The organism is Gordonia paraffinivorans NBRC 108238, from assembly GCF_000344155.1.
Taxonomy (GTDB): Bacteria; Actinomycetota; Actinomycetes; order Mycobacteriales; family Mycobacteriaceae; genus Gordonia; species Gordonia paraffinivorans.
The window spans coordinates 1-22,195 of sequence record NZ_BAOQ01000032.1 but is presented as its reverse complement, the minus strand read 5'-3'; the positions used below and the strand labels follow the sequence as shown (position 1 = coordinate 22,195).

At 65.7% G+C, this 22,195-nt stretch carries 21 protein-coding genes and 2 pseudogenes; 19 read left to right on the top strand and 4 right to left on the bottom strand.

The annotated features are described in order from the left end of the window. Window positions 1-3 precede the first annotated feature (3 nt). From GP2_RS15505 to GP2_RS15440, 14 genes are all read left to right on the top strand, one after another. On the top strand, window positions 4-342 hold the full coding sequence (locus tag GP2_RS15505; RefSeq protein WP_006901477.1) for an AtuA-related protein: 339 nt from the start codon (window positions 4-6) through the stop codon (window positions 340-342). After that, window positions 339-1,160: an enoyl-CoA hydratase/isomerase family protein gene (locus GP2_RS15500; RefSeq protein ID WP_006901476.1), complete on the top strand. Its 822-nt coding sequence runs from the start codon at window positions 339-341 to the stop codon at window positions 1,158-1,160. The genes GP2_RS15505 and GP2_RS15500 overlap by 4 nt, the downstream gene beginning before the upstream one ends. Beyond that, entirely contained in the window at window positions 1,157-1,984 is an 828-nt protein-coding gene (locus tag GP2_RS15495; protein ID WP_051997243.1) for an IclR family transcriptional regulator, read from the top strand. Before GP2_RS15500 ends, GP2_RS15495 begins: the two co-directional genes overlap by 4 nt. Further along, window positions 1,981-3,066, top strand: a complete 1,086-nt coding sequence (locus tag GP2_RS15490; RefSeq protein ID WP_006901474.1) for a CaiB/BaiF CoA transferase family protein — start codon at window positions 1,981-1,983, stop codon at window positions 3,064-3,066. Before GP2_RS15495 ends, GP2_RS15490 begins: the two co-directional genes overlap by 4 nt. An 11-nt stretch (window positions 3,067-3,077) precedes the next feature. Then, window positions 3,078-3,803, top strand: coding sequence for an SDR family oxidoreductase (locus GP2_RS15485; protein ID WP_207082388.1), 726 nt, complete (start codon window positions 3,078-3,080; stop codon window positions 3,801-3,803). 20 nt (window positions 3,804-3,823) lie between these two features. Continuing rightward, entirely contained in the window at window positions 3,824-4,285 is a 462-nt protein-coding gene (locus GP2_RS15480; RefSeq protein WP_207082387.1) for a MaoC/PaaZ C-terminal domain-containing protein, read from the top strand. Next, complete coding sequence (locus GP2_RS15475) at window positions 4,282-5,427, top strand: acyl-CoA dehydrogenase family protein (RefSeq protein ID WP_006901471.1); 1,146 nt, start codon at window positions 4,282-4,284, stop codon at window positions 5,425-5,427. The genes GP2_RS15480 and GP2_RS15475 overlap by 4 nt, the downstream gene beginning before the upstream one ends. A gap of 21 nt (window positions 5,428-5,448) precedes the next feature. Continuing rightward, a complete protein-coding gene (locus GP2_RS15470; protein ID WP_006901470.1) occupies window positions 5,449-6,615 on the top strand; it encodes a thiolase family protein in 1,167 nt (388 codons plus the stop codon). 59 nt (window positions 6,616-6,674) lie between these two features. Then, the gene (locus GP2_RS15465; protein WP_006901469.1) at window positions 6,675-7,454 is read left to right on the top strand and encodes a citryl-CoA lyase; all 780 of its coding nucleotides are present in this window, start codon (window positions 6,675-6,677) and stop codon (window positions 7,452-7,454) included. A gap of 2 nt (window positions 7,455-7,456) precedes the next feature. Then, on the top strand, window positions 7,457-8,224 hold the full coding sequence (locus GP2_RS15460; RefSeq protein ID WP_006901468.1) for an enoyl-CoA hydratase-related protein: 768 nt from the start codon (window positions 7,457-7,459) through the stop codon (window positions 8,222-8,224). 22 nt (window positions 8,225-8,246) lie between these two features. Continuing rightward, window positions 8,247-9,914: a class I adenylate-forming enzyme family protein gene (locus GP2_RS15455; protein ID WP_006901467.1), complete on the top strand. Its 1,668-nt coding sequence runs from the start codon at window positions 8,247-8,249 to the stop codon at window positions 9,912-9,914. A 127-nt stretch (window positions 9,915-10,041) separates the two neighbouring features. Continuing rightward, window positions 10,042-10,740 (top strand): transglutaminase-like domain-containing protein, encoded by a 699-nt coding sequence (locus tag GP2_RS15450; protein ID WP_006901466.1) that lies wholly within the window; start codon window positions 10,042-10,044, stop codon window positions 10,738-10,740. After that, on the top strand, window positions 10,737-11,174 hold the full coding sequence (locus GP2_RS15445) for a TetR-type transcription factor C-terminal domain-containing protein (protein ID WP_006901465.1): 438 nt from the start codon (window positions 10,737-10,739) through the stop codon (window positions 11,172-11,174). Before GP2_RS15450 ends, GP2_RS15445 begins: the two co-directional genes overlap by 4 nt. A 5-nt stretch (window positions 11,175-11,179) precedes the next feature. Then, window positions 11,180-11,659 carry a PaaI family thioesterase gene (locus GP2_RS15440; RefSeq protein WP_051997242.1) on the top strand — a complete coding sequence of 160 codons (480 nt, stop codon included), beginning with the start codon at window positions 11,180-11,182 and terminating at the stop codon, window positions 11,657-11,659. A gap of 363 nt (window positions 11,660-12,022) precedes the next feature. Here GP2_RS15440 and GP2_RS15435 read toward each other — a convergent pair. Together GP2_RS15435 and GP2_RS15430 are read right to left on the bottom strand one after the other, a co-directional pair. Next, a pseudogene (locus GP2_RS15435) lies at window positions 12,023-12,496 on the bottom strand (ATP-binding protein); the annotation flags it as partial. 282 nt (window positions 12,497-12,778) lie between these two features. Further along, window positions 12,779-13,806, bottom strand: a pseudogene (locus GP2_RS15430) (IS110 family RNA-guided transposase); the annotation flags it as partial. A 225-nt stretch (window positions 13,807-14,031) separates the two neighbouring features. Between GP2_RS15430 and GP2_RS15425 the strand changes: the two are divergent. Beyond that, a complete protein-coding gene (locus GP2_RS15425; RefSeq protein WP_006896189.1) occupies window positions 14,032-15,255 on the top strand; it encodes an IS110 family RNA-guided transposase in 1,224 nt (407 codons plus the stop codon). A gap of 38 nt (window positions 15,256-15,293) precedes the next feature. Here GP2_RS15425 and GP2_RS15420 read toward each other — a convergent pair whose 3' ends face one another. Further along, window positions 15,294-18,335, bottom strand: a complete 3,042-nt coding sequence (locus GP2_RS15420) for an MMPL/RND family transporter (protein WP_040527204.1) — start codon at window positions 18,333-18,335, stop codon at window positions 15,294-15,296. Between the two features lie 86 nt (window positions 18,336-18,421). Continuing rightward, on the bottom strand, window positions 18,422-19,048 hold the full coding sequence (locus tag GP2_RS15415; protein WP_006896187.1) for a TetR/AcrR family transcriptional regulator: 627 nt from the start codon (window positions 19,046-19,048) through the stop codon (window positions 18,422-18,424). A 114-nt stretch (window positions 19,049-19,162) separates the two neighbouring features. On the opposite strand from GP2_RS15415, the gene GP2_RS15410 reads away from it, so the two are divergent. From GP2_RS15410 to GP2_RS15400, 4 genes are all read left to right on the top strand, one after another. Beyond that, a complete protein-coding gene (locus GP2_RS15410) occupies window positions 19,163-19,639 on the top strand; it encodes a PaaI family thioesterase (RefSeq protein WP_006896186.1) in 477 nt (158 codons plus the stop codon). A 439-nt stretch (window positions 19,640-20,078) separates the two neighbouring features. Beyond that, window positions 20,079-21,035: a DUF4192 domain-containing protein gene (locus GP2_RS15405; RefSeq protein ID WP_006901460.1), complete on the top strand. Its 957-nt coding sequence runs from the start codon at window positions 20,079-20,081 to the stop codon at window positions 21,033-21,035. 513 nt (window positions 21,036-21,548) lie between these two features. Beyond that, on the top strand, window positions 21,549-21,677 hold the full coding sequence (locus GP2_RS22235; protein WP_255218643.1) for a hypothetical protein: 129 nt from the start codon (window positions 21,549-21,551) through the stop codon (window positions 21,675-21,677). Between the two features lie 89 nt (window positions 21,678-21,766). Continuing rightward, entirely contained in the window at window positions 21,767-22,012 is a 246-nt protein-coding gene (locus tag GP2_RS15400) for a redoxin NrdH (RefSeq protein ID WP_006901458.1), read from the top strand. Window positions 22,013-22,195 lie beyond the last annotated feature (183 nt).

Below are 22,195 nucleotides of genomic sequence, written 5' to 3'. Positions count from 1 at the left end.
TCCATGATGACCACACTCAACGAGCTCGCCTACACCCGATCCGGCGACAAGGGCGACATCTCCAACATCGGGATCATGGCCTTCGGAGCGGCCGAGTACGAGGCACTGCGGACCTGGGTCACTCCCGAACGCCTGCGCTCGTTCTTCGCCGGTGTCGTGCTCGGCCCCATCCAGGTCTACGAGCTGCCCCGAATCCAGTCCCTACAGGTCGTCCTGCACGACGCCCTCGGCGGAGGAGCCACGCAGACCCTGAGGTTCGACGAGACCGGCAAGTCGATGGCCGCCCTGATGAGCCGGATGCAGATCCCCACCGCTCTGCTCACGAAGGGAGAAGCCGGATGACAGTGGACGCGCCCCCCGAGCCGAACATCCTCGCCGAAGAGATCGCGGCGGGCATCACCGTGGTGTGGCTGAACCGGCCGGCACAGCTGAACGCACTGTCCTCGACGCTCATGGCCGAGCTCACCGACGCCCTGCGCGCCGTAGGACGGGGCTCCCGGGCGGTCGTCCTGAGCGGTCGGGGCCGGGCGTTCTGCGCTGGTGGTGATCTCAAGGAGCTGTACCCCCTGCTCTCTGAGGCCGACGTCGATGTCCGGCGCGTGCAGATGCGCGCCTTCCAGGAGGTCGTGACGGCCATCCGATCCATCCCGTGCCCGGTGGTCGCCGCCGTCAACGGGGTGTGTGCCGGTGCCGGGATCAGCCTGGCCCTCGCCAGTGACGTAGTTGTGGCCGGTGCGGACGTCCAGTTCCACCCGACCTTCACCAGGGCGGGCCTGCTGCCGGACCTCGGGTCGCTCCACCTGTGGACCCAGGCCGTGGGACCTCGGCGAGCCAAGGAGATGGCCTTCCTACCCGAACCGATCGGCGCGGAGGACGCCCGCGCTGCCGGGATGGTCAACCGCGTCGTCGCTCCCGGACAGGCCGTCGAGGCCGCAGTCGAGTTGGCCCGCCGGCTGGCCGCCGGGCCCCGAGCAGCGCTGCAGATGATCAAGGACATCATCAACCGCGAGGACCAGGCCGAGCTCGACGCCTCGATGGTGCTGGAGTCCTACGCGCAGGCGGCGGCCTTCTCCACCGGCGAGGTGGACGAAGGCGTCGCGGCCTTCCTCGACGGTCGTACGCCCCGCTTCGGTACCACCGAGACCGAAGGCACATCGTGAGCCGCGGAGAGGCCGCCCAGACCGCGAAGGCCTACCAGGTTCCCGCGATCGAGCGCAGCATGCTGATCTTGGAGGCGCTGCAGCAGCACGGGCCCCTCGGGCTGGCCGATCTGGTGAGTGCGACCGGCCTGTCACGCACCACGTGCTACTACCTGGTGCGAACCATGGCCAAGGCACGGCTGGTCGAGTCCGACGGCGAGACGCGGAAGATCCACCTGGGGATCAGGCTCGTCGAGCTGGGGTCGGCGGCAACCGAGCAGATCGGTTACCTGGGCGTGATCAAGCGCTACATCCTGGACCTCCTCGACGAGATGGACGCCACGTTCGTTATCTACCGGCGCATGGACCACGAACGGGTCACCATCGTGGACAAGGTCGAGCCGCGGCACCGGCTGCGAGTCACGGTGCCCCTGGGCAGTACCCTGGCCATCCAGGGCGGCTCCTTCGGGAGATGCTTCCTGGCCTATGACGACCCGGCCCTGGTGCGGGAGATCCTCAGCGCAGGCCTCCAGCGGTACACCGAGCACAGCATCACCGACGTCGAGCGGTTCCTCGGCGAGATCGAGGACGTCCGCGACCGAGGCTGGGCCATGGACCGCGAAGGCTTCGCCCTCGGGGTCAGCACGGTGGCGGCGCCAGTCCTCCATCAAGGCCGACCACTGCTGGTCGTCGCAGCGCTGACCATGGCGGGGACCCTGGCCGACGACTCCACGGCCGAGCGTTGGGGGCGCCGACTCCGCGAGATCTGCGACATCGCATCGGCCACCTTGCAGCAGCACCATCGCGCGCCCGTCGCAGTGCACCTGGCCGAGGACGAGCGATGACGACGATCGACGGTGCGCAACCCTTGGACGGCGTTCGCGTCGTCGACCTGTCGCTGCTCATCCCCGGTCCGTGGGCGACCTCCATGCTCGCGGATCTCGGCGCGGATGTCGTGCACGTGCAGCCTCCCGGCGGTGACCCGCTGCAGGAGATGATGCCGGGCGCCTATCGAATCGTGGGGCGGGGGAAGAAGGTCGTGCGACTGGACCTGAAGTCGGACGGGGGTCGTCGGCGCCTCCTTGACCTGCTCGAGGAGAGTGACGTGCTCGTCGAGGGGTTCCGCCCCGGAACGCTGCAACGACTGGGCTTCGGCCTCGACCAGATGATGGCGAGCTTTCCCCGGCTGATCGTGTGCTCCCTCAACGGCTATGGCAGCCAAGGCCCCTACCGCGACCGCCCCGGGCACGACCTGAACTACCTGGCAGCCAGTGGTCTGCTGTCGATGAGCGGCGAGCCGAGCGGGAGACCGTATCCGGGTGGAGGTGTACCCGTCGCGGACCTCGCGGGCAGCCTCTTCGCGACGCAGGGCATTCTGGCGGCGCTGCTGCTCCGCCAGCAGACAGGCGTCGGCTCCATGTTCGACGTGCCGCTGGCAGCCGCGGCGCTGAAGTTGTCCGAGCCGAGGATGGCCGAGTACGACGAGCGGGGCGGACCGTCCAAGGCTGAGCTGATGTCCCGGGGTGCCTATGACGTCTTCCGATGCCGAGATGGGTCCTGGCTGGCCGTGGCCTGCATGGAAGACCGCTTCTGGCGAGGCCTCTGCCGGGTGCTGGGTCGCGAGGACTGGCTGGAGCGCGAGGAGTACTCCAGTTACGGCGGCCGCTGCCGGCACGCCGAGCGACTCAACGGGGATCTGGCCGATGAGTTCGCCCGGGCGGACCGCGACGAGTGGGTGGACCGTTGCGTGGCCGCGGACCTGCCCGTTAACGCCGTTCTCGACTTCACTGAGATCAGCGACGACGTGCACATGCGGCGATGGCTTGACCGGGTGCCGAACGGGAGCGGGCGGTCGGTCCGGCTTCCTTATGCCGGCCTCGTAGCCCGGCCCACAACGACGACTCAAGATGCAGGGAGAACAAGATGACGAACTCGCGTGTGGCACTGGTGACCGGTGGTGCGGGTGGTCTCGGCCGCGAGATCGGCCGGCGGCTGGCGGCCAGCGGCCACCGGGTGGTGCTGGTCGACATCGACGAGGAGGCTGTCACCACGGCGGCCCATGAGCTGGCCGCTGACGGCCTCCTAGTGGAGCCAGCCGTCGCTGACGTCACCGACCGTCGTCAGGTGGACGGACTCGTGGCCGAGATCGGTGCGAGCGGCGGAGCCGTCGACGTGCTGGTGAACAATGCAGGCTTTCCCATCGACGCGCCGTTGGTGAAGATGACCGACGAGGACTTCCGTCGAGTCGTCGACGTCTGTCTGTTCGGGACCTTCGTGTGCTCGCGAGCCGTCGTTCCGGGCATGATCGAACGCTCTCAGGGGCGCATCGTCAACGTGGCGTCTCGGGCCTACCTGGGCAATCCCGGACAGGCGAACTACGCGGCGGCCAAGGCTGGCGTCGTCGGTCTGACCCGGGCCTTGGCCAAGGAGCTGGGCAAGCGCGGGATCACCGTGAACGCCGTTGCTCCGGGTTTGATCGACACTCCTGCGGTGCAGCGCCACCCGAAGCACGACCTGCTCGTGGAGCTGGCCGGGAAGCACAACTCGGTGCCCCGGCTCGGGGTCCCCCAAGACGTGGCGTCTGCCATCGCTTTCCTTGCTTCCGACGAGGCCTCGTTCATCACCGGCGACGTGATTCACGTGTCGGGCGGGCGGTACACATGATGGAACAGGCTGGTGGCCGGTTGACCGACCTGGCTGTGGGAACCACCACGACCTCCCCGCGCCGTACGGTGACCGAGGCCGACGTCGTCGGCTTCGCCGGTCTGTCCGGCGACTTCAACGCCTTGCACACCGACGAGGTGGCAGCCTCTGCGACGCCGTTCGGCACCCGGATCGCGCACGGGCTGCTCGGTGCCGCGATCGCCTCGGGCCTGTTCACCCGAACTGCCCTGTCGACATCCCTGCAGGAGTCGCTCGTTGCCCTGCTCGGCGTCGACTGCCGTTTCGTCAACCCCCTGCGGATCGGCGACACCGTGCACGTCGAGGCCGAGATCATCGAGCTGCGCCCGACCAGCGACCCTTGCCGAGGAGTCGTGATCGTGGAGCGTCGGCTCGTCAACCACGAGGGTGCCGTGGTCCAGGTGATCACCACCCCCATGCTCATCGACACCACCCATCCCGATCAAGGAGACACCCCCACATGACCATGCTGACTGAAGAAGAGCTGGATCTGCAGCGTTCCGTCCGTTCCTTCCTCGACGCCAAGGTCGCTCCGCTCGTCGCCGAGCACGAGCAGGCCCGGACGTTCCCTTGGGAGATCCTGCCCTCGCTGCATGAGTTCGGCTACGTCGGTGGCTTGGTGAGTCCCGACGACGGGGGCGACGACCTCAGCTACTCGATGCTCGCCATCTTGATGGAGGAGGCCGGCCGGTGCTGGGGGTCGCTGCGCACTACGCTGAACATCCTCACCATCGTTCCGTACCTGATCTCCGTGGTGGGCACCGAGGAGCAGAAGAGCCGCTTCCTGCCCGACCTCCTCTCCGGACGGCGCCGTGCGTGGTTCGCGATGACCGAGCCGGACGCAGGATCCGACGCCGGGTCGCTGCGGACCCGTGCGAGCAAGGAGGGCGACTCCTGGGTGCTGCAGGGCCGCAAAATCTACATCACGAACGCGCTTCACGCCGATGTCGGCATCGTCCTGGCCACGGTCGACCCGGAGGCCGGACCCAAGGGGATCACTGCCTTCCTCGTCGACGGCACGGAGTCTGACTACGCCGTCCACGACATTCCGCACATGCCGGTCAGGGGCACGAGCAGCTGTGAGCTCGTGTTTGACGGCACGCGCATCCCCGAGCACAACGTCCTGGGCGAGGTGGGCCGGGGACTGTCGACGGCCATGAAGGCGATCAACGTCGGCAGGCTGAACATGGCCATGGGAGCGGTCGGCCTGAGCCAGGCGGCCCTCGAGGAGTCGATCAAGTTCGCCACCACCCGTCAGCAGTTCGGTCGACCCCTGGGTGGGTTCCAGCTGGTGCAGGAGATGGTCGTGGAGATTGCCACGCTGACGCAGACCAGCCGACTCCTCGGCATGCACGCCGCCCGCGCCCTGGACGCGGGCGACTCCGGGAGGCAGGAGTGCTCGATGGCGAAGTACTACTGCGGCGAGTCCGCGAACAAGGCTGCCTCGCTGGCACTGCAGGTGCACGGTGGAGCCGGCCTGATGGAGGAGTCACCCGTGGAGCGGATCTTCCGCGACGCTCGCGAAGCGACGATCCCCGAGGGCACCTCGCAGATCCAAATCCTCCAGATGGGCCGTGCCCTGCTGGGCCAGTCGGCCCTGCGATGAACGATCACCAGGAGACAGCTCATGACTGACGCCTACATCCTCGGCACGGTGCGCAGCCCCCTGGGCAGACGTGACGGCGCGCTGGCCGAGACCCGTCCCGACGAACTGCTGGCACTGGCCCTTCGCGAGCTGGTCGACCGGCACGCGGTCGATCCTCGTGAGATAGAGGACGTCCTGGTGGGTTGCGTCAACGCTGTCGGCGAGCAAGGACGCAACGTCGGAAGGTTGGCGGTCCTCGCGGCCGGCTTCCCCGAGGAGGTCCCCGCGGTAACCATGAACCGCATGTGCGGTTCGAGTCAGCAAGCACTCAACTTCGCCGCCCAGGCCGTGATGTCTGGCCAGCAGTCGCTCGTGCTGGCAGCCGGCGTGGAATCCATGAGCCGCGTCCCGCTGGGATCGGACGCCGCCGGAGTCGACCCCTCCCCGGCCGTCACCGAGCGCTACGAGCTCGTGAACCAGGGCCTTGCGGCAGAGATGATCGCCCGCCGCTGGTCGCTCACCCGCGAGGAACTCGACGAGTTCAGCGTCGAGAGTCATCGTCGAGCCGCTCGCGCATGGGACAGTGGCGTCTTAGCGGAGGAGGTTTTCGGCGTCATGAGTCAGCCGGCCGAGCACCTGCTGGGCCGCGACGGCGGTCCGGTCGTCCTCGACCGGGACGAGGGCATCCGGCCTGACACGAGCGTCGAGGCACTCGCCCGACTCCGGCCGGCGTACACCGCGGACGGCCTCATCCACGCCGGGAACTCCAGCCAGATCACCGACGGGGCGTCGGCGGTCCTCATCGGGGACCTCGACGTCGCCCGACGGCTGGGTCTGGAACCTCGGGCGCGGATTCTGGCCACCCAGGTGGTCGGGGTGGACCCGGTGATGATGCTGCACGGCGTCATCGAGGCGACCACGCGGGTTCTCGATCGCGCGGGACTGGAGGCCTCCGAGATCGACCTCTACGAAGTCAATGAGGCGTTCGCCAGCGTCGTATTGGCCTGGCAGCGAGAGCTGCGGGTGCCGCTGGAGCGGGTCAACGTCAACGGCGGGGCGATTGCGCTGGGTCATCCGACCGGCTGCTCCGGAACCCGCCTGATGACCACTCTGGTGCACGAGATGCAGCGGCGAGGCGTTCGCTACGGCCTTCAGACCATGTGCATCGGTTATGGGATGGCGACGGCAACGGTCGTCGAGGCCATTTGACGAGTACGCGCGAGGCCTTCGTGGCATCGCGTCCCCTGGCAACAATCCAAGGAGAAGCAGTGACAGACCCTGGCATCGGTACCCAGATCGCCACCTCAACGGTCGATCAGATCTACATCCGCGGGCGCAGCCTGGTCGACGACCTGATGGGGTCGACCGACTTCACCAGCATGGTGTTTTTCCACCTGAGGGGCCGGCTCCCCACCGAGGGCGAGAAGGCGGTGGTGGACGCATGTCTGGTTGGGGTGATGGAGCACGGGCTGACTCCCAGCTCGATCGCGGCCCGACTGATCTACTCCAGCTCCCCCGAAGCGATGCAGGCGGCCGTCGCCGGTGGACTGCTCGGGGCCGGCAGCGCCTTCCTTGGGGTGATGGAGGAGTCGGCCCAGATGCTGCAGGAGGGCGCGGACCTGGTGCGGCGGGGCGAGACCACGGCCGAGGAGTTCGCCCGCGACCGGCTCTCCGAGCTGCTCGCGGCGGGCCGTCCGATCCCGGGCTTCGGCCACCACATCCATCGTCCGGACGACCCCCGCACCCCGAAGCTCCTCGAGATCGCCGAAGAGCATGGTGTGAGCGGCGAGCACGCGGAGCTCTTGAAGGCACTCAGCCGCGTCATGGACGAGCTCAAAGGCCGGCACGTCACGGTGAACGCCACGGGTGCCGTGGCAGCGGTCCTGTCCGACATCGGTTTCTCCTACCGGATCGTGCGCGGCTTTGCCCTCATCGGTCGCTGCGCCGGCCTGGTCGGCCACATCGCCGAGGAGCAGGAAACACCTCTCGGGCGGGTGCTGTGGGATATGGCTGACGAGCACGTCCCCTACCTGGGCGAGGGGGTGTGAGAATGGCCGAGGCGCTGCGCTACGAGCGTGACGAGCACGGGATCGGCTGGATCACTATCGATCGCCCGGACGCCGCCAATGCGTTGGACAGCACCGCGCGAGCCTCGCTGTGGACGTGCTTTCGCCAGTTCCGGGACGATGGTGCTGCCGGGGTGGCCGTGATCACAGGAACCGGGGACAAGGCCTTCTGCGCCGGGGGCGACCTCAAGGAGATGTCGTCCTCTCAACTAGGTGTTCCCCCAGTGGACTTCCTTCCGCAGCTCAACCGCAACTTCCAGCTGGACAAGCCGGTTATCGCCGCAGTCAACGGCGTCGCCCTCGGTGGCGGCTTCCTCCTTGCCCAGATGGCTGACCTGTGTGTCGCGGCTGACCATGCGAAGTTCGCCATCAGCGAGGCGAAGTGGGGCCGCGGAGCACCCTGGGCTGCTCCGTTGCCATGGCTCATCCCGCCCCGTGTGGCCTTGGAGATGCTGATGACCGGAGACAGCATCTCCGCGGCGCGGGCCTACGAGTTGGGGCTGGTCAACAAGGTGGTGCCGTCCGTCGAGCTCCGAGCCACCGCGGTCGAGCTGGCCCGGTCAATCCTCGCCAACGCACCACTCACCGTGCGGGCCAGCAGACAGATGGTGTACGCGGCGGCCGAGCCCTCCCTCGCCTACGGCTTTGCGCGAGCCGAGCAGCTGTTCGAGGGCGTCTATCTCAGCGCGGACGCCCAGGAGGGTCCGCGCGCGTTCCTGGAGCGACGTCCCCCGCAGTGGTCGGGCAAGTAACAATCCCAGTTAGGAGAAACCCATGTATCAAGAAGCACTCGGTCAGACCGTCAACCGGACCTTCGACTACACATGCGACGAGGGGGGAGACCGGGAGGCTCTCGTCTACCATGGCCCCGACGTTGAGGAGCGCCTGAGCTACTTCCAACTCCGGCGTAGGGTGGCCGCCCTTACCGACGGCTTGCAGCAAGCAGGGGTCCGTAAGGGCGACCGAGTGGCCTTCCTCCTGGGTGTCACCACCGAGTGGGTGACAGTCTTCTACGCAGCGATGCGCCTGGGGGCCATCGCGGTTCCGCTCAACCTCGTCTGGACCGCCCGCGAGATCGAGGAAGGACTGTCTCTCACCGAGGCGAACGTACTGATCGCCACCGACTCCTTCCGCGGTCGCAACTACCTGCACGAACTCCAGGAGCATCTGCCGGGTCTCAACGCCTCCAAGCCCGGTGAGCTGTCGATCGAGACCCTTCCGCACCTGCGCAGCGTCATCGCCGAGAGTCGCAGCGGGCAACGCTATGCATTCGCCGGCGACCTCGGCGATATCGCCCGTAGCGGTGAGAACTACTCTGCCGAGGGCTTCGCCGCCCTGAGCGCGGAAGTCCGGCCGGACGACTTCTCGATCATGCTACTGACCTCCGGCACGACCAGTTTCCCCAAACCGGTCCTGCACACCCATCAGAGCCTGATGGTGGGGGTGGCCGGGTACGCCGACGGCATCGAGGCTGAGTCCGCGGACAAGATGCTGATCGTCGCGCCGAACTACCACGTCGCGGGCTATCTCACGCTGCTCATGCCGCACCTGCGGGGTGCCGCCGTGCACCTCATGGAGTTCTACGACGTCGGCCTGGCACTCAAGGTAATCGAACGTGAGCGCATCTCGATGATGTTCGGATTCGATGTCCATTACCTGATGATGAACCGGCATCCCCACTTCGCTATGCACGACATCTCCAGTCTCACCAAGACCATGATCGGGTCCTCGCCGGGGTCCTACGACGAGATCAAGAGTATGGGGATCACCCACCACGGGAACATCTACGGCTCCAGCGAGTACGTCGCCTCGCAAGCATACCTGCCCTACCGGGACCGCCACGACGAGTCAGTCATGCGACTCTCCCACGGCCGGCCGATGCTGGGCACAGACCTGGTGATCAAGGACCCGGCCACCAACCGCGTTCTCGGGCCCGACCAGCCGGGCGAGATTTGCTTCAAGGGTCCGGCGCTGTTCAGCGGTTACTACAACATGCCCGAGGAGACAGCAAAGTCGTTCGACACCGACGGCTACTTCCACAGCGGCGATTACGGTTGGGTCGACCAGCGCGGGTACGTGTACTACCGCGGTCGCTTCAAGGAAACGATCAAGAGTGGCGGGGAGAACGTCAGCGCCCAGGAGGTCGAGCTCTTCTTGCAGATGGAGCTTCCGTGGATCCTCAAGGCGATGGTGGTCGCCGTGCCCGATCCCAAGTGGGGGGAGGCAGTCACGGCCGTTGTCCAACTCAAGCCGGAAGTCGACGTTGACGAGGAGGGAATTCGCGAGGCCTGCCGAGGCAAGCTGGCCGGCTACAAGATCCCGAAGCACGTCATCTTCGTCTCCGACGAGGACTGGGTGGCGACGCCGACCGGCAAGTTCGATCGCGATGCCATGACCAGCCTGGCGCTTCGCAGAATGGAAATCCAGGAGCCGTCACAATGATCGGAGGCACCGTGTCCCCTGCGGGCACAACTAAACCGTGCGTTAGGCGCCCGCCGCGGTCATCCGGTTCGGCCCGGTCTGATCGTTCCGTTCCGGTTGACGCTCTGCTGGGCATTTTGAGGCGTCGATGACGCCGACAGCGGGGTCGTGTCTGGAGCCGACCTACTTCCTCGATCACGACCACCCGACAGTCCGCGACTTCACGCACGACGTAATCGCGTCCGCGGCGAACCCACGAGAGCGTGCCACCATGCTCTTCGCCGCGGTGCGGGACCGCATCTGGTACGACCCATACTCGGTGTCCCGAGTCCCCGAACACTACCGCGCCAGCGAAGTCCTCAAGGTTGAACGCGCCTACTGCATTCCCAAGGCAGTGCTCCTGACCGCAGTACTGCGCGCTGCTGGCCTCCCTGCCCGAGTCGGCTTCGCCGACGTGCGCAACCACCTGCAGACCGACACATTGCGCGCGTTAATGGGAGGGACCGACCTGTTCGTCTACCACGGCTACTCCAGCGTCTACCTCGACGGACGATGGTGGAAGGCGACGCCCGCCTTCAACGTCGAGCTTTGTGCGCGCTTCGACGTACCCCCAATCGACTTCGACGGACGGAGCGACGCGCTCATGCACGCCTTCACCGCGGACGGCACTCGGCACATGGAGTACGTACGGGACCACGGCACCTTCGACGACCTGCCCCTGGACCGCATCCTGGCGGCGCTCGACCAGGCTTACGGACCTATCGTCACCGCCGCCGCGGGGGTTGACGACGCCTTCTCCCGCCGCCAACCCGGAACCACCCGTCCACCCAAGACGGGACGCGCATGATGGTCGGGGCCGGGGGTGTTGCGGTAGCGAGCTCCGAGAACGCGCGAACCCGGCTCGAGGCGGCTGTGCTGGCGCACCTGGGCGTGATGATCGAGCACCCGTCCTTGTGTCGGGCACTGGTCGGCGACCTCGGACGCGCGACCCGGCTGCCCGAGTTGGCGGCGGCACTGCGGACTGCCTTCTACGAACCGATCGAGCAAGTATTGGCTGAGGGTGTCTCCGACGGGTCGCTGCGCCAGGTCGCCGATCCGGGCGCCGTGGCCTTGAGCGTCTTCGGTGCCATCACCGTCGCTGGCCTCAGGGCGGCCGTGGAGGGGCCGTCCGCCGACCGATCCGCCGACGCAACGCGTTTCTCTGCCGCGGTCAGCGAGCTGGTCCTCGACGGTCTCGCGACACCTGGCAGTCGTGTTCAGCGGCGGGGTGACCCGCTGTGAGCAGCATGGAGGAGCTCCTCGCTAGCTGGAAGGAGAAGTTCCGGCCGCACGCTGATGGTGCTCAGCTTCCGCCGCACCACACCCACTGCCTCGCCTGTGGACCCGACAACCCGCACGGCCACCACCTCGCCGTCCGTCGTCGAGGCGAGGAGGTGCACGCGACCCACGTCTTCGATGAACGTCACGTGGGCGCACCCGGGATCGCCCACGGCGGTGCCGTAGCAACCGTTTTCGACGACCTCTTCGGGTTCCTGCTCTACCTCACGGGCGGTCCTGCGGTGACCCGGAAACTCGAGGTGCTCTACGACTCACCGGTCATCCTCGGCAGCACCTACGATCTCGCGGCCAGGATCACCCGGACAGAAGGGCGCAAGTTCTTCATGGAAGCCGACATGAAGCAGCTCGGTGGGTCACGTGTCGCCTCCGCCTCGGCCCTGTTCCTTTCGGTGGAGGTGACCCACTTCAACCAGGGCATGCCGCGATGACGAGGACAGCGTCGGGCGCTGTGTGCTTCCGACGCCCGTGTTCGGAAGTCCGCGGTCCCGTGTGTGCCGATCCCGGCGGCGGGTTTCCGGGAGTCTGAGCAGCGGCTGGTGCACCTGAGCGGCACGGCAGTCCGACAACGCGCCTAGCGCGGGCACGAGGGCCTGCCCCGCCTCGGTCGGGGCATACTCGACCAGAGATACTCATCCACGACGACGAACCGGGCGGCGTCGGCGCCGGCCAGCACCCACGCCTCGTCTTGCTCCACGAGCCGAAGATCAAGGGAGTGTCCGAGAAACGGTGTAAACGCTCCCCGAATGTTGGGCCGGTTCTGCTCTTTGAAAGTTAGGCCACTTCGGTGTTGGTCATTGTGCCGTGTTCTCGGCTCGTGCTGAGGGAAGTGTCGCGATGCCGGTGTCTTTGAGCCGGTAGGAGCTGCCTTTCAGGGTGAGGACGTCGGCGTGGTGGACGATGCGGACGATCATGGCTGCGGCGACGACCTGGTCGCCGAACACGTCGCCCCATCGGGCGAAGGGCAGGTTGCTGGTCAGGATCAGTGAGGCGTGTTCGTAGCGTGAGGAGACGAGCTGGAAGAAGAGGTTCGCGGCGTCTTGCTCGAAGGGGATGTAGCCGACCTCGTCGACGATGATCAGGCCGTAGCGGCGTAGCCGAGCGAGTTCGTTGCTGAGTCGTCCGGCGGCGTGTGCTTCTTGGAGTCGGGTGACCCGGTCGGTGGCTGTCGCGAACAGCACTCGGTGTCCGGCGTGGGCGGCCTTGATCCCCAGTCCGATGGCCAGGTGGGTCTTCCCGGTGCCGGGCGCGCCGAGGAGCACCAGGTTCTGGGTGAGTATGACAACCCCATTTGGCCCACTGTGCTGTTTTGATTTGGCCCCACCCTCCGGGTTGATGGTCGGTGCCCGGGTTGGCCACCGGGTCAGGTGGAGGCGGGCTCCTTTCTGGCTCGGGTGGTGGCGTTGAGGGCTCTTCACAATCCAGGGTGTAGTTGGGGTCTGAAGCCTCCGGACTCGAGCAGGCAGCGGGCGATGTAGTTGGTGAGGTTGCGGAACCCGAGGGCTGAGCCGCGGAGGTGCTCGAGTCGTCCGTTGAATCTCCTATGTTTGTCAAGCGGCTGTCGGTAGGGCTGTCGCGGCGTTGAGTTGGCGGTAGATCTGGCGGGAGAGGTAGCGCTTGAGCGAGCGTCGAATCTCGCGCAGGGTGCGTCCTTCCGCGATGCGCTTCTCGACGTAGACGCGGGTGTCGGGGTCCATGCGCATGCGGGTGATCACGGCCATGTGTAGGGCACGGTTGAGACGCCGGTCTCCTCCGCGGTTGATGCGGTGGCGAACGGTGTTGCCGGACGAGGCGGGAATCGGGTTGACACCGGCGAGGCTTGCGAACGCGGCTTCGGAGCGGACGCGTCCGGGGTGTGACCATGCGGCGAACGCGATAGCTGCTGTGACTGGCCCGATGCCGGGCTTGTCGAGCAGCCCTGCTGCGGGGCTCGTCTTGAGTAGGGCGGTCATCTGGCGAGTGACGGCGGACAGTTCCTCGTCCGCTGCGCGTACCCGCTTGGCCAGTCTGACGGCTTCGGCGCGAGCGATGCCGGTGGCAAGTTCTTCGGTACGGCTCCGCCATGCCGCGATGGCAGTGATCTGGCTGGCGTTGATGGTGCCGCGGGCGTCTACGCCAAGATCGACCACGCGGAGGAGCGCGAGAAGGGCGTTGATCGCCGCCGTGCGTTCGTTGTTGATGTGGTCGCGGGAGGCGATGAGGACACGGAGCGCAGCGCGCACGCCGTCGTCGCTACGGGGCCGACGCAGCTGAGCATCCTCGAGTGGCAAGACCGCTTGCGCGATGCGGCGCGCGTCAAGGAGGTCGGACTTGCCGATGCCGCGGTTGGCACGCGCATTCATCCTGGCGGCCTCGACCACGAAGTATCCGGCGTCGGCCGCGGCACGGGCGAGTCGGGCGCCGTAGGTGCCGACGCCTTCGATGGCCCACAGGGTGGCAAGGTCGGCTCCCGTGCGGCGGGCGACCCAGGCGATGGCACGCTGAAGCCAGCGGCCGTTGCTGGGAACTGGCCCTCGTCGAGGACCTCGCCGGTCGGGCAGGCAAGGATCGCAAGGGCATGGGTTCGGGCATGGGCATCCTTTACGTTGGAGTACGTCCGGGGCGGTCGCCTCGGACGTTCGTCCGCGGTTCGGGGCGTGGCTCGACAATCACCTGTTGTCGCTGGTGGCTTGGCGTGGAAGGTCACCCCGGACCGTGACGGGTCGTTTCGGCCGCTGATTGAGATGTGTTCGCGAACTTGTCGCTGTGTAAAGGTGTGCCGGCGAAACCACCCTGACGAGCCAACCGCACACGGAAGGACAGTATGGACGAAAAGATCTGGGTAGGAATTGATGTCGGTCGGCATGCGCATCACGCCGCCGCGGTCGATGAGGCGGGAACGGTGCTGTGGTCTCGGCGGCTTCCCAACGATCAACCGGCGATCGAAGCGCTCATGGACCGGGTCGCCGACATGAAATTCGTGGTGTGGGCGATCGACATGACCGCACCGGAATCGGCGCTGCTGAGGGGTGTGCTGGCTGCGCGGCGCCAGCAGATCCGCTACGTGCCCGGCCGGGTCGTGCACAGCATGACCGGTGCGTTCGCGGGTGAGGGCAAGACCGATGCCCGCGATGCGGTCGTGATCGCCCAGACAGCCCGCCTACGTGGCGATCTCGCCACCGTCTCGGCGCCCGACGACGTCGCGATCGAACTCGACCTGCTGACCGGACATCGCAACGACCTCGTCGCTGAACGTACGCGAGGCATCAACCGCCTGCGCGGCCTGCTGACCCGCATCTTCCCTGCACTAGAACGGTGTTTCGACTACTCGACACTGACCGGTCTAACGTTCCTCACCCGCTTCGCCACGCCATCTGCGATCGCTGCGGTCTCTGACGACGAGATCTACGACCACCTGCGCAGTCACGGCGTCCGCCGACCCACGATCCCGAAGATGATCGACAAAGCCCGTGCCGCGGCGGCCGCGCAGACCGTCACCCTGCCTGGCGAGGCGACCACAGCCCTACTGGTGCAACACGCGGCTACCTCGTTGGTCATGCTGACCCGTCAGATCGCCGACCTGGATAAGCAGATCACCGAGGTGTTCCGCCGCCACCGTCACGCACGGATTCTCGAATCCGTGCCAGGCATCGGCACCCGAAGCGGCGCTGAGCTCGTCGCGATCACCGGCGGCGACCTCACTTCGTTCGGCTCGCCCGCCAGACTCGCCGCCTACGCCGGTCTTGCTCCGGTACCGCACGACTCCGGTAACCGCCGGGGAGCCTTGCGTAGACCCCAGCGTTACCACAGAGGACTTCGCAAGGTGTTCTACATGGCCGCACTCAACAGCTCGCAACGCGACGGCCCGTCCCGCGAGTTCTACCAGCGCAAACGACGCGAGAAGCGTTCCCACGTCCACGCTCTCATCGCTCTCGCTAGACGTCTGGTTGACGTGGTCTGGGCACTGATCCGCGACGGTAGGGTGTGGTTGCCGCGGCCGACCGTCGAGCGGGTGTCAGTCGATGAGGTGGGCGCGATGGCTGGATGACTGGCGGGGCCGGTCAGATCTCGGCACGTGCGTGCGTACTAGCGGGACACTGGATGCGTGTCGGTTCGGGTACTCGGCCACCAGCTTGCTCTGCCGACAAGTGTGGCGATGGTCGGCACAACGATGGTGCGGACGATGAAGGTGTCGAGCAGCAGGCCGATGCCGATGATGAGTCCGACCTGGGTCATGATCGAGATGGATCCGGCCATGAGTCCGAACATGCTGGCAGCGAAGATGAGGCCGGCCGAGGTGATGACTGATCCGGTGTTGGTGACGGTTCTCAGGACGCCGATGCGGATGTTGTTTTGGGATTCTTCGCGTAGGCGAGAGATAAGAAGCATGTTGTAGTCGGCGCCGACCGCGACGAGGACTATGAAGGCCAGTAGTGGTACGGGCCAGGCGATATCGGTTTTGAGGATGTGTTGAAAGATCAGGACACCGATACCCAGTGCCGCGGTGTAGTTGAGTATGACGGTGCCCAGAAGGTATAGCGGCGCGATGAGTGCTCGGAGTAGGAGTATCAGGATCAGGCCGACGATGGTGAGGGTGGCCAACGCTAGGAGTCGGAAGTCTTCGGTGAGTAGACGTTGCAGATCGGCGTTGATGGCGGGGAACCCGGCTATCGCGATGTTGGAGTCCTGCAGGGTTGTGTTCGGTCTGGCGGCGAGTGCGACATCGGTGATTGTGTCGGCCAGTTGCATGGCCTCGGTGCTGTAGGGGTCGAAGCTGGTTTGTATTGCGTAGCGCACGGTATGGCCGTCGGGCGAGACGAACTGGCGAGCGACGTCGACGAAACGGCGGTCTGCGTTGGCCTGAGGTGGGAGGTAGAAGCCGGTTGCTGAGTTTGTTCCGGCGGTCTCGCGGGCGGAGGTTTGTAGTTGTGTGGCTAGCGCGGCCATCCCGGCGAGTTGTTGAAGGTTGCTGTCGATCAGCGCGGATACACCGGCGGCGAGTTGGCGTGATCCCGCCGCGAGTTGACTGATACCTGTTTGCAGTTGGGTGAGCTTGCCGGGAAGGTCTTGGCTGCTGATGCTTCCCAGCGTGGAGCCCAGTGAGTTGACGGTGGAAGTGAGTTGGTCGGTGACTGTTGAGATCGGTGTATCCAGCTGCGCGAGTTGTGTTGACAGCGTGGCGATCTGGTCGAGGGTCCCGTTGCTCAGTAGGGCGTCGAGATTGCGGGTCTGCGCGCGCAGAGCTGCGCACTGCGGGACTTGGGTGCACCAGGGCGCATTATCGAGGATGGGCAGGATCGAGGTCACTGTTGCCAGGGCTGCAGATGTTTGGCGGGTGAGCGCGGCCAGCTGTGGGGCATTCTGAGAAGCGCGATCGAGCGCTGGTGCAGATGCGGCGAGTTGGCGGAGTATCGGCTGGTACTGCTGAATTTGCTGCCCTGCTGTGCTTGCCTGATCGAGGATGCCGGCCAGGGGGGCCAAGTTGGTGCGTACCTGGGTGTCGAGCTGAGTAAGCCCGTCGGCGAGTTGGAATGCGCCGGTACGGAGCTGTTCGAGGTCACCTCGGCGGTTCTGGCCATCGTCGACCGCACCCGCCAGCCGGTCCCCGATCTGACCGTTCTGCCAGGACAGCTCGGCTTGCTCGAGCTTGTCCCCGGTGGGACGGGTAACACCGATGACTCGAGTCACTCCGGGGATCTGGGATACACGTGAGGCCATTTGCTCAAGATCGGCCAGCCCGCTGGCAGTACGGAGATCGATCGGTGCATCTACAACGAGGAACTCAGTGGTAGTGACGTCTTGAGGGAAATGACGGTCGAGCAACGCGTAGCCTTCGTTGCTGTCGGTTGTCGCGGGCTGCCCCTCACGATCGTCGAAGGTGATCTGGATGCCCATCGCGAAGACGCTAAGCACGATTAGCCCGACCAGGGTTAGTGCCAGCAGAGGCACAGGACGCCGCACGACGAGCACGGCGACGCGATTCCAGTACTTTCGGGTCAGATCTCGTCTGGGTGCGCCCCAGCCGAATCGCGCCGCCCACAGCAACACCGGTGGTAGCAGGGTGACCGTGGCGAGGAATCCGATGAGGATGGCGATCGCGCATGCCGGACCCAAGGTGGAGAACACGCTCAGCTGACCAAACACCATCGCCAAAAAGGCCAGCGCCACCGTGGCAGCTGAAGCCAGGATGACCCGTCCGATAGTTGCTGTCGCGTCCACGAGCGCAACCTCAGTGGTAGCGTCCTGGCGTAGCCGTTCGTGATAGCGACTGATGAAAAAGACTGAGTAGTCGACCCCGGCTCCGAGCAGGATGACGGTCATGAACGCGACGGTGAACTGCGATACCGGCATACCGAGTTCGCCGAGTGCGGACAAGACCCCGCGGCCCACGCCGAGGCTGACACCGATCACCAACAACGGCACCAGCGCGGTGAACAGCGATCGGTAAACGATCAACAGAATGATCGCGATAAGCGCCACCGTCGCCACAGTGATCACGACTAAATCGCTTTCAGCTCTGACGATCTGGTCACTGAAAGTGGCCGTCGGCCCGGTGACATGGACAGTGGTGTCCGTACCGTCAAACACGCGCTGCGCGGTTTGGCGCACGGTCTCCACAGCATGCGTGGCCGTTGGCCCTCCCAAAGTTCCGGTGACCCCGACAGGCAAGTACCAGGCTTGCCCGTCCTCACTCAAGGCCTGGCCGGCCGTCGTCGGATCGGAGAGCAAATCCCGCACTGACTGCACATCGTCGAAATTTTCGCGCAACTGCAGAACGAGCATGTCGTAGCGTTCCCGCGCCACGTCGGTGAACCCGTTCGGGTTCTCCATGGTCACGAAAACAGTGGTCTTGGCGCCCTTCTCACCGAACGCACCACCCATCTGATCGAGTGCTTGAAACGATGGAACCCCAGCAGGGATCGGATCAACAGACTGCTGCCGCACCACCGTCTCCAGCTGGGGAAACAGTATCGCCAAGACGATACCCACAGCCACCCACGCCCCGATGACGAGGAATCTGTGCGCCAAGGTGAACCGTGCCAACCGCCCCAATGTCGTGCTGTACTCGCTGCGTTCCGCCAACCGGCGCGCCGCCAAGCGCCCACCACTTGGACGTTGGACCACCATACGCAGCACCTCACCCTCGACCCAGCCCGTCTACGAAACCGACGGTATCGTTACGGTACTAGCAGTACCGTAGATGGGGAAGGAGGTCAGGAGGTTTGGTGTCGCCGGTGGGCCATGAGGAAATCGTCGACAAGCTGTTCGAGATCGCCAACGGTCATCGACCGAATGCCCGTGAGCTTGGCAAAGACAAGGGGGCCCGCCAGTTGAGTGACTGCCATGGTCAAATCGAGGTCGCCGAGCTCCGCCGTGGCCACGTCACTCGTCAAAACTCGATCGAATGGTTCTCGATACTGCTCGACGACTCGACGACGCAGTGGCGCGAGCGCGTTCTGATCCCCGTCGGATTGCCCGGATTGCCGGGGCTGCTCGGGAAGCATTGCCAACCATGCCAGCGTCGTCAACTGCAGCGGTGCCTGCTCAATAAGCTCAGCCTGCCGCTGCATCAGCTTCAGCAGGTCATCACGGATCGACGTCGTCGTCTCGGGGGTCTCGGCCTGAGGCAACAATCGCTCGAAGGCAGCCGCCACCAGATCTGTGGAGCTCTCGAAGTGACGATACAAGGTGGTGCGAGCAACACGAGACAGTCGAGTGACCGCCTCCACGGTAACGGCTTCGACCCCGCCACTGTTCAGCAAGGTCACCGCAGCATCCAACAAACGCTGACGCGACCGAACCCGCCTCGGGTCAACATCGTCGGAATCGATGGTTTCCACCTGGCCACTCCCTATATAGCCAAAATCACGAACCCCTGACTGCACAACAATACCGTCGGTAACAGAGCGAAACTGCCAGTGGCGGTACCGATTGAAGGCTCAGAAAGGTCACTTATGAGGGGCGACAAACCACTACCAGCACACGCACCATGGTGCATGGGATGCGGCGAAGACAACCCCAATGGCCTGCACCTCGAGGTACACCTGCACGGCGACCACGTCTACGCCGACCTGCAATTCGACGAGCGCCACTCAGGAGCCCCGGGACTCGCCCACGGCGGAGCCATCTCAGCGGCATGCGATGACATCATGGGTTTCACCCTGTGGATCGCCGAGACACCCGCAGTCACCCGAACCCTCACCGTGGAGTATCGACGCCCGGTCCCACTGCACACCCCCGTGCACATCACCGCCTCCCTCGTCGACGAAACCGACCGCGCGCTCTTCATCGAAGCCAACGGTACTGTCGGCGACACAACCTATTTCGCCGCAGAAGCGGTCTTCGTAAAGGTCGACTTGAGTCATTTTCTTCGTCACGGAGACTGGGGCGCCACAGCAGACCTCATCACCAGATTCTTTCAGGCCGACTAGCGACCGCCAGGCACGCCACCAAGCAGAAGAGTCGCCCCGCATCCACCAGCTGGCCCATCCTTGCGCACCCGCATTGAGATCCCCACCTGCTGGGTTGCGTCCGGTGTGGCCGGGTCACGCTGAACAGTGACAGTTGATCCGGTGTGAGGTGCCGGCAGCCGCCGGCATCGACTGCCAGCTGGCGCTGTCATTCTCGGAGCGGGCTACGCCCGCGCTGCATTCAAGGGCCTGCTTTGCTGACCCCTTCCATTCTCTTACCTCTGGTCGGCACGCCGCAAGGGCCGCGAAAAACTAATCCGCCCTACGGGTTTCAGGCCTACGGCCCGGATGACTTTTTCGCTGTAAACACCCTTGCACCGACCTCCCGCCGGCAAAGAGATGGCAGGTGTCAAGCAAAGCACCGGCCCGCCAGGGCCGACCACCTAGGAAGGCACCCGCCATGCAGCGCATCCTCACCACCGCAGATGTCATCGCCGCGATCCCCGGCCTGATCGGCTTCGTGCCCGCCGAGTCGATTGTCGTCGTCGGTATCACCGAGCATGAGCGCGGTCTCCAGATCGGCATGACCGCCCGCCACGACATTGCCGGCGCCGACCAGGGATTCGCCGACTACCTCGCCGAGATCATGCACACCCACGGCCTGCCCCGCGCGGCAGTCATCGCAATCACCGCAGACGACACCGCCGGAGACACCGCCGTCCGCATCATGAGCGACGCCCTCATGGGCTATGGCATCGAGACCGACCACCGCGCCGTGGTCGCCCGCTGCGACCAGCCCGCCCCCTACCGGGACCTCATCACCGGAGACACCGGAATCAGCGGCGACTACCGCGACAGCTTCGTCTCGGCCCGCCGCGTCATGAGCGGACAGAGCATCGAGGCCACCCGCGACGAGCTGCGGACCAGCATCGCCACCCTCACCGACCCCATCGACACCGAAGGCGTCGAGATTCAGCCCGCACTCGCCGCCAAGGCCGTTGTCGAGGCCGTGGTCAATTGGCCCACCGAGGTCACCCCCGAGCTGTCGGCCCAGGTCGCCGCGATGATCGACCGGCACCCGGTCTACCGTGATGCTTTCCTGCGCACCGGCGCCTACGACGCCGCCGCGGCCGCCGCCGTTTTCGTCGAACTCGCCCGCCCGCTGCGCGGACGCGACCGCGCGAACATGCTCACCATCGCCGCCGCCTGCTACTACTTCGCCGGTAACGGCGCGTCGGTCAACGTGGTCCTCGACCACATCGCCGAGGACAGCGAACTGCCCCGCCTCGCCCAGCTGCTCGACCACTCCATGCGAGCAGGAGTCAATCCCGAGGTGATCCGCGAGATCATCCCCGCCGCGGAAGCGGCCGACGAGCTGTTCGGAGGCCACTTCCCCACCCCGGAGGACTTCGCCTAGACCGGCCCCAGGGGGGGAGGCTCAGAAGATATGAGCCTCCACCCCCGGGGGCATCGCCTCGCGCCACAACAGATCCACCCGTGCAGCCTCAGCGCGAGAATGGCCCTCAGCCACAGCCCGCACCTCAGACAGCGACGGCACCCACAGACCAGACAACTCACGCTCAACAGCAGACATACCACTCACGGTAACCGCCGGCGCAGCGGATCGGCTACGCCGAACAGCCCTGTTGGCCGAGCTGGCGCCCGGCGAACCCACAAGGACCGGCCCTGCCGGGCCGGACTCGAATCATCGTGCGGCATCCGCCGCACATAGCGGGGGTTTGTTGCCCCCTTCCATTCTCTTACCTCTGGTCGGCACGGCGACAAGGGCCGCGAAAAACTAATCCGCCCTACGGGTTTCAGGCCTACGGCCCGGATGACTTTTTCGACTGTGAACACCCTTGCACCGGCCTCCCGCCGGCAAAGAGATGGCAGGTGTCAAACAAACCAGCCGACCGCAGGAGGAACCCCGATGGCACGCCAGTCCCGCAACGGCACCCAGCGCGACGCGTCCATCCGCGCCGCCAAGCGCCAGGCCAACCGCCAGGACCGCGTTGAGTCCGATCACCACCACCAGACACGCCCGAAAGAAGACGCCTGAACAGCGAAAAGAGTTGCGCGACAACGCATTACAGCCTATACTGAGGGTTAAGAGTAAACGCTCGCGACACAGGGAAACGAGGTCACGACATGAGCGAGAACACCACGATCACCGTCTACAGCAAGCCCGCCTGCGTGCAGTGCCACGCCACCTACAAGGCCCTGGACAAGGCCGGTCTCTCCTACGAGATCATCGACCTCAGCGCCGACAGCGAGGCCCGCGACCACGTGATGGCCCTGGGTTATCTGCAGGCTCCCGTCGTGGTGGCCGGCGACGACCACTGGTCCGGCTTCCGCCCCGACCGCATAAAGAAGCTCGCCACGAACGCAGCCTGAAACCGACAGCACAGCACAGAAGAGGAGCAGGAAGGTGACCGTCATGATGGACACCCCCGACGTCGAGCGCCAGGCCGACTCCCAGACCCGGGCGGTCGAGCCCCTCCCCGAGCTCGAAACCGTCGCCGACGGCCAGGACCTGACTCTCGCCGGTGCGATCGCCGATCCTGAAGCTCTCGAAGA

What these genes read in the sequence shown, in the direction of transcription:
- GP2_RS15505 (WP_006901477.1), top strand. Translation starts at nt 4, where the DNA reads ATGATGACCACACTCAACGAGCTCGCCTACACCCGATCCGGCGACAAG.
- GP2_RS15500 (WP_006901476.1), top strand. Translation starts at nt 339, where the DNA reads ATGACAGTGGACGCGCCCCCCGAGCCGAACATCCTCGCCGAAGAGATC.
- GP2_RS15490 (WP_006901474.1), top strand. Translation starts at nt 1,981, where the DNA reads ATGACGACGATCGACGGTGCGCAACCCTTGGACGGCGTTCGCGTCGTC.
- GP2_RS15475 (WP_006901471.1), top strand. Translation starts at nt 4,282, where the DNA reads ATGACCATGCTGACTGAAGAAGAGCTGGATCTGCAGCGTTCCGTCCGT.
- GP2_RS15470 (WP_006901470.1), top strand. Translation starts at nt 5,449, where the DNA reads ATGACTGACGCCTACATCCTCGGCACGGTGCGCAGCCCCCTGGGCAGA.
- GP2_RS15460 (WP_006901468.1), top strand. Translation starts at nt 7,457, where the DNA reads ATGGCCGAGGCGCTGCGCTACGAGCGTGACGAGCACGGGATCGGCTGG.
- GP2_RS15455 (WP_006901467.1), top strand. Translation starts at nt 8,247, where the DNA reads ATGTATCAAGAAGCACTCGGTCAGACCGTCAACCGGACCTTCGACTAC.
- GP2_RS15450 (WP_006901466.1), top strand. Translation starts at nt 10,042, where the DNA reads ATGACGCCGACAGCGGGGTCGTGTCTGGAGCCGACCTACTTCCTCGAT.
- GP2_RS15445 (WP_006901465.1), top strand. Translation starts at nt 10,737, where the DNA reads ATGATGGTCGGGGCCGGGGGTGTTGCGGTAGCGAGCTCCGAGAACGCG.
- GP2_RS15440 (WP_051997242.1), top strand. Translation starts at nt 11,180, where the DNA reads ATGGAGGAGCTCCTCGCTAGCTGGAAGGAGAAGTTCCGGCCGCACGCT.
- GP2_RS15425 (WP_006896189.1), top strand. Translation starts at nt 14,032, where the DNA reads ATGGACGAAAAGATCTGGGTAGGAATTGATGTCGGTCGGCATGCGCAT.
- GP2_RS15420 (WP_040527204.1), bottom strand. Translation starts at nt 18,335, where the DNA reads ATGGTGGTCCAACGTCCAAGTGGTGGGCGCTTGGCGGCGCGCCGGTTG.
- GP2_RS15410 (WP_006896186.1), top strand. Translation starts at nt 19,163, where the DNA reads ATGAGGGGCGACAAACCACTACCAGCACACGCACCATGGTGCATGGGA.
- GP2_RS15405 (WP_006901460.1), top strand. Translation starts at nt 20,079, where the DNA reads ATGCAGCGCATCCTCACCACCGCAGATGTCATCGCCGCGATCCCCGGC.
- GP2_RS22235 (WP_255218643.1), top strand. Translation starts at nt 21,549, where the DNA reads ATGGCACGCCAGTCCCGCAACGGCACCCAGCGCGACGCGTCCATCCGC.
- GP2_RS15400 (WP_006901458.1), top strand. Translation starts at nt 21,767, where the DNA reads ATGAGCGAGAACACCACGATCACCGTCTACAGCAAGCCCGCCTGCGTG.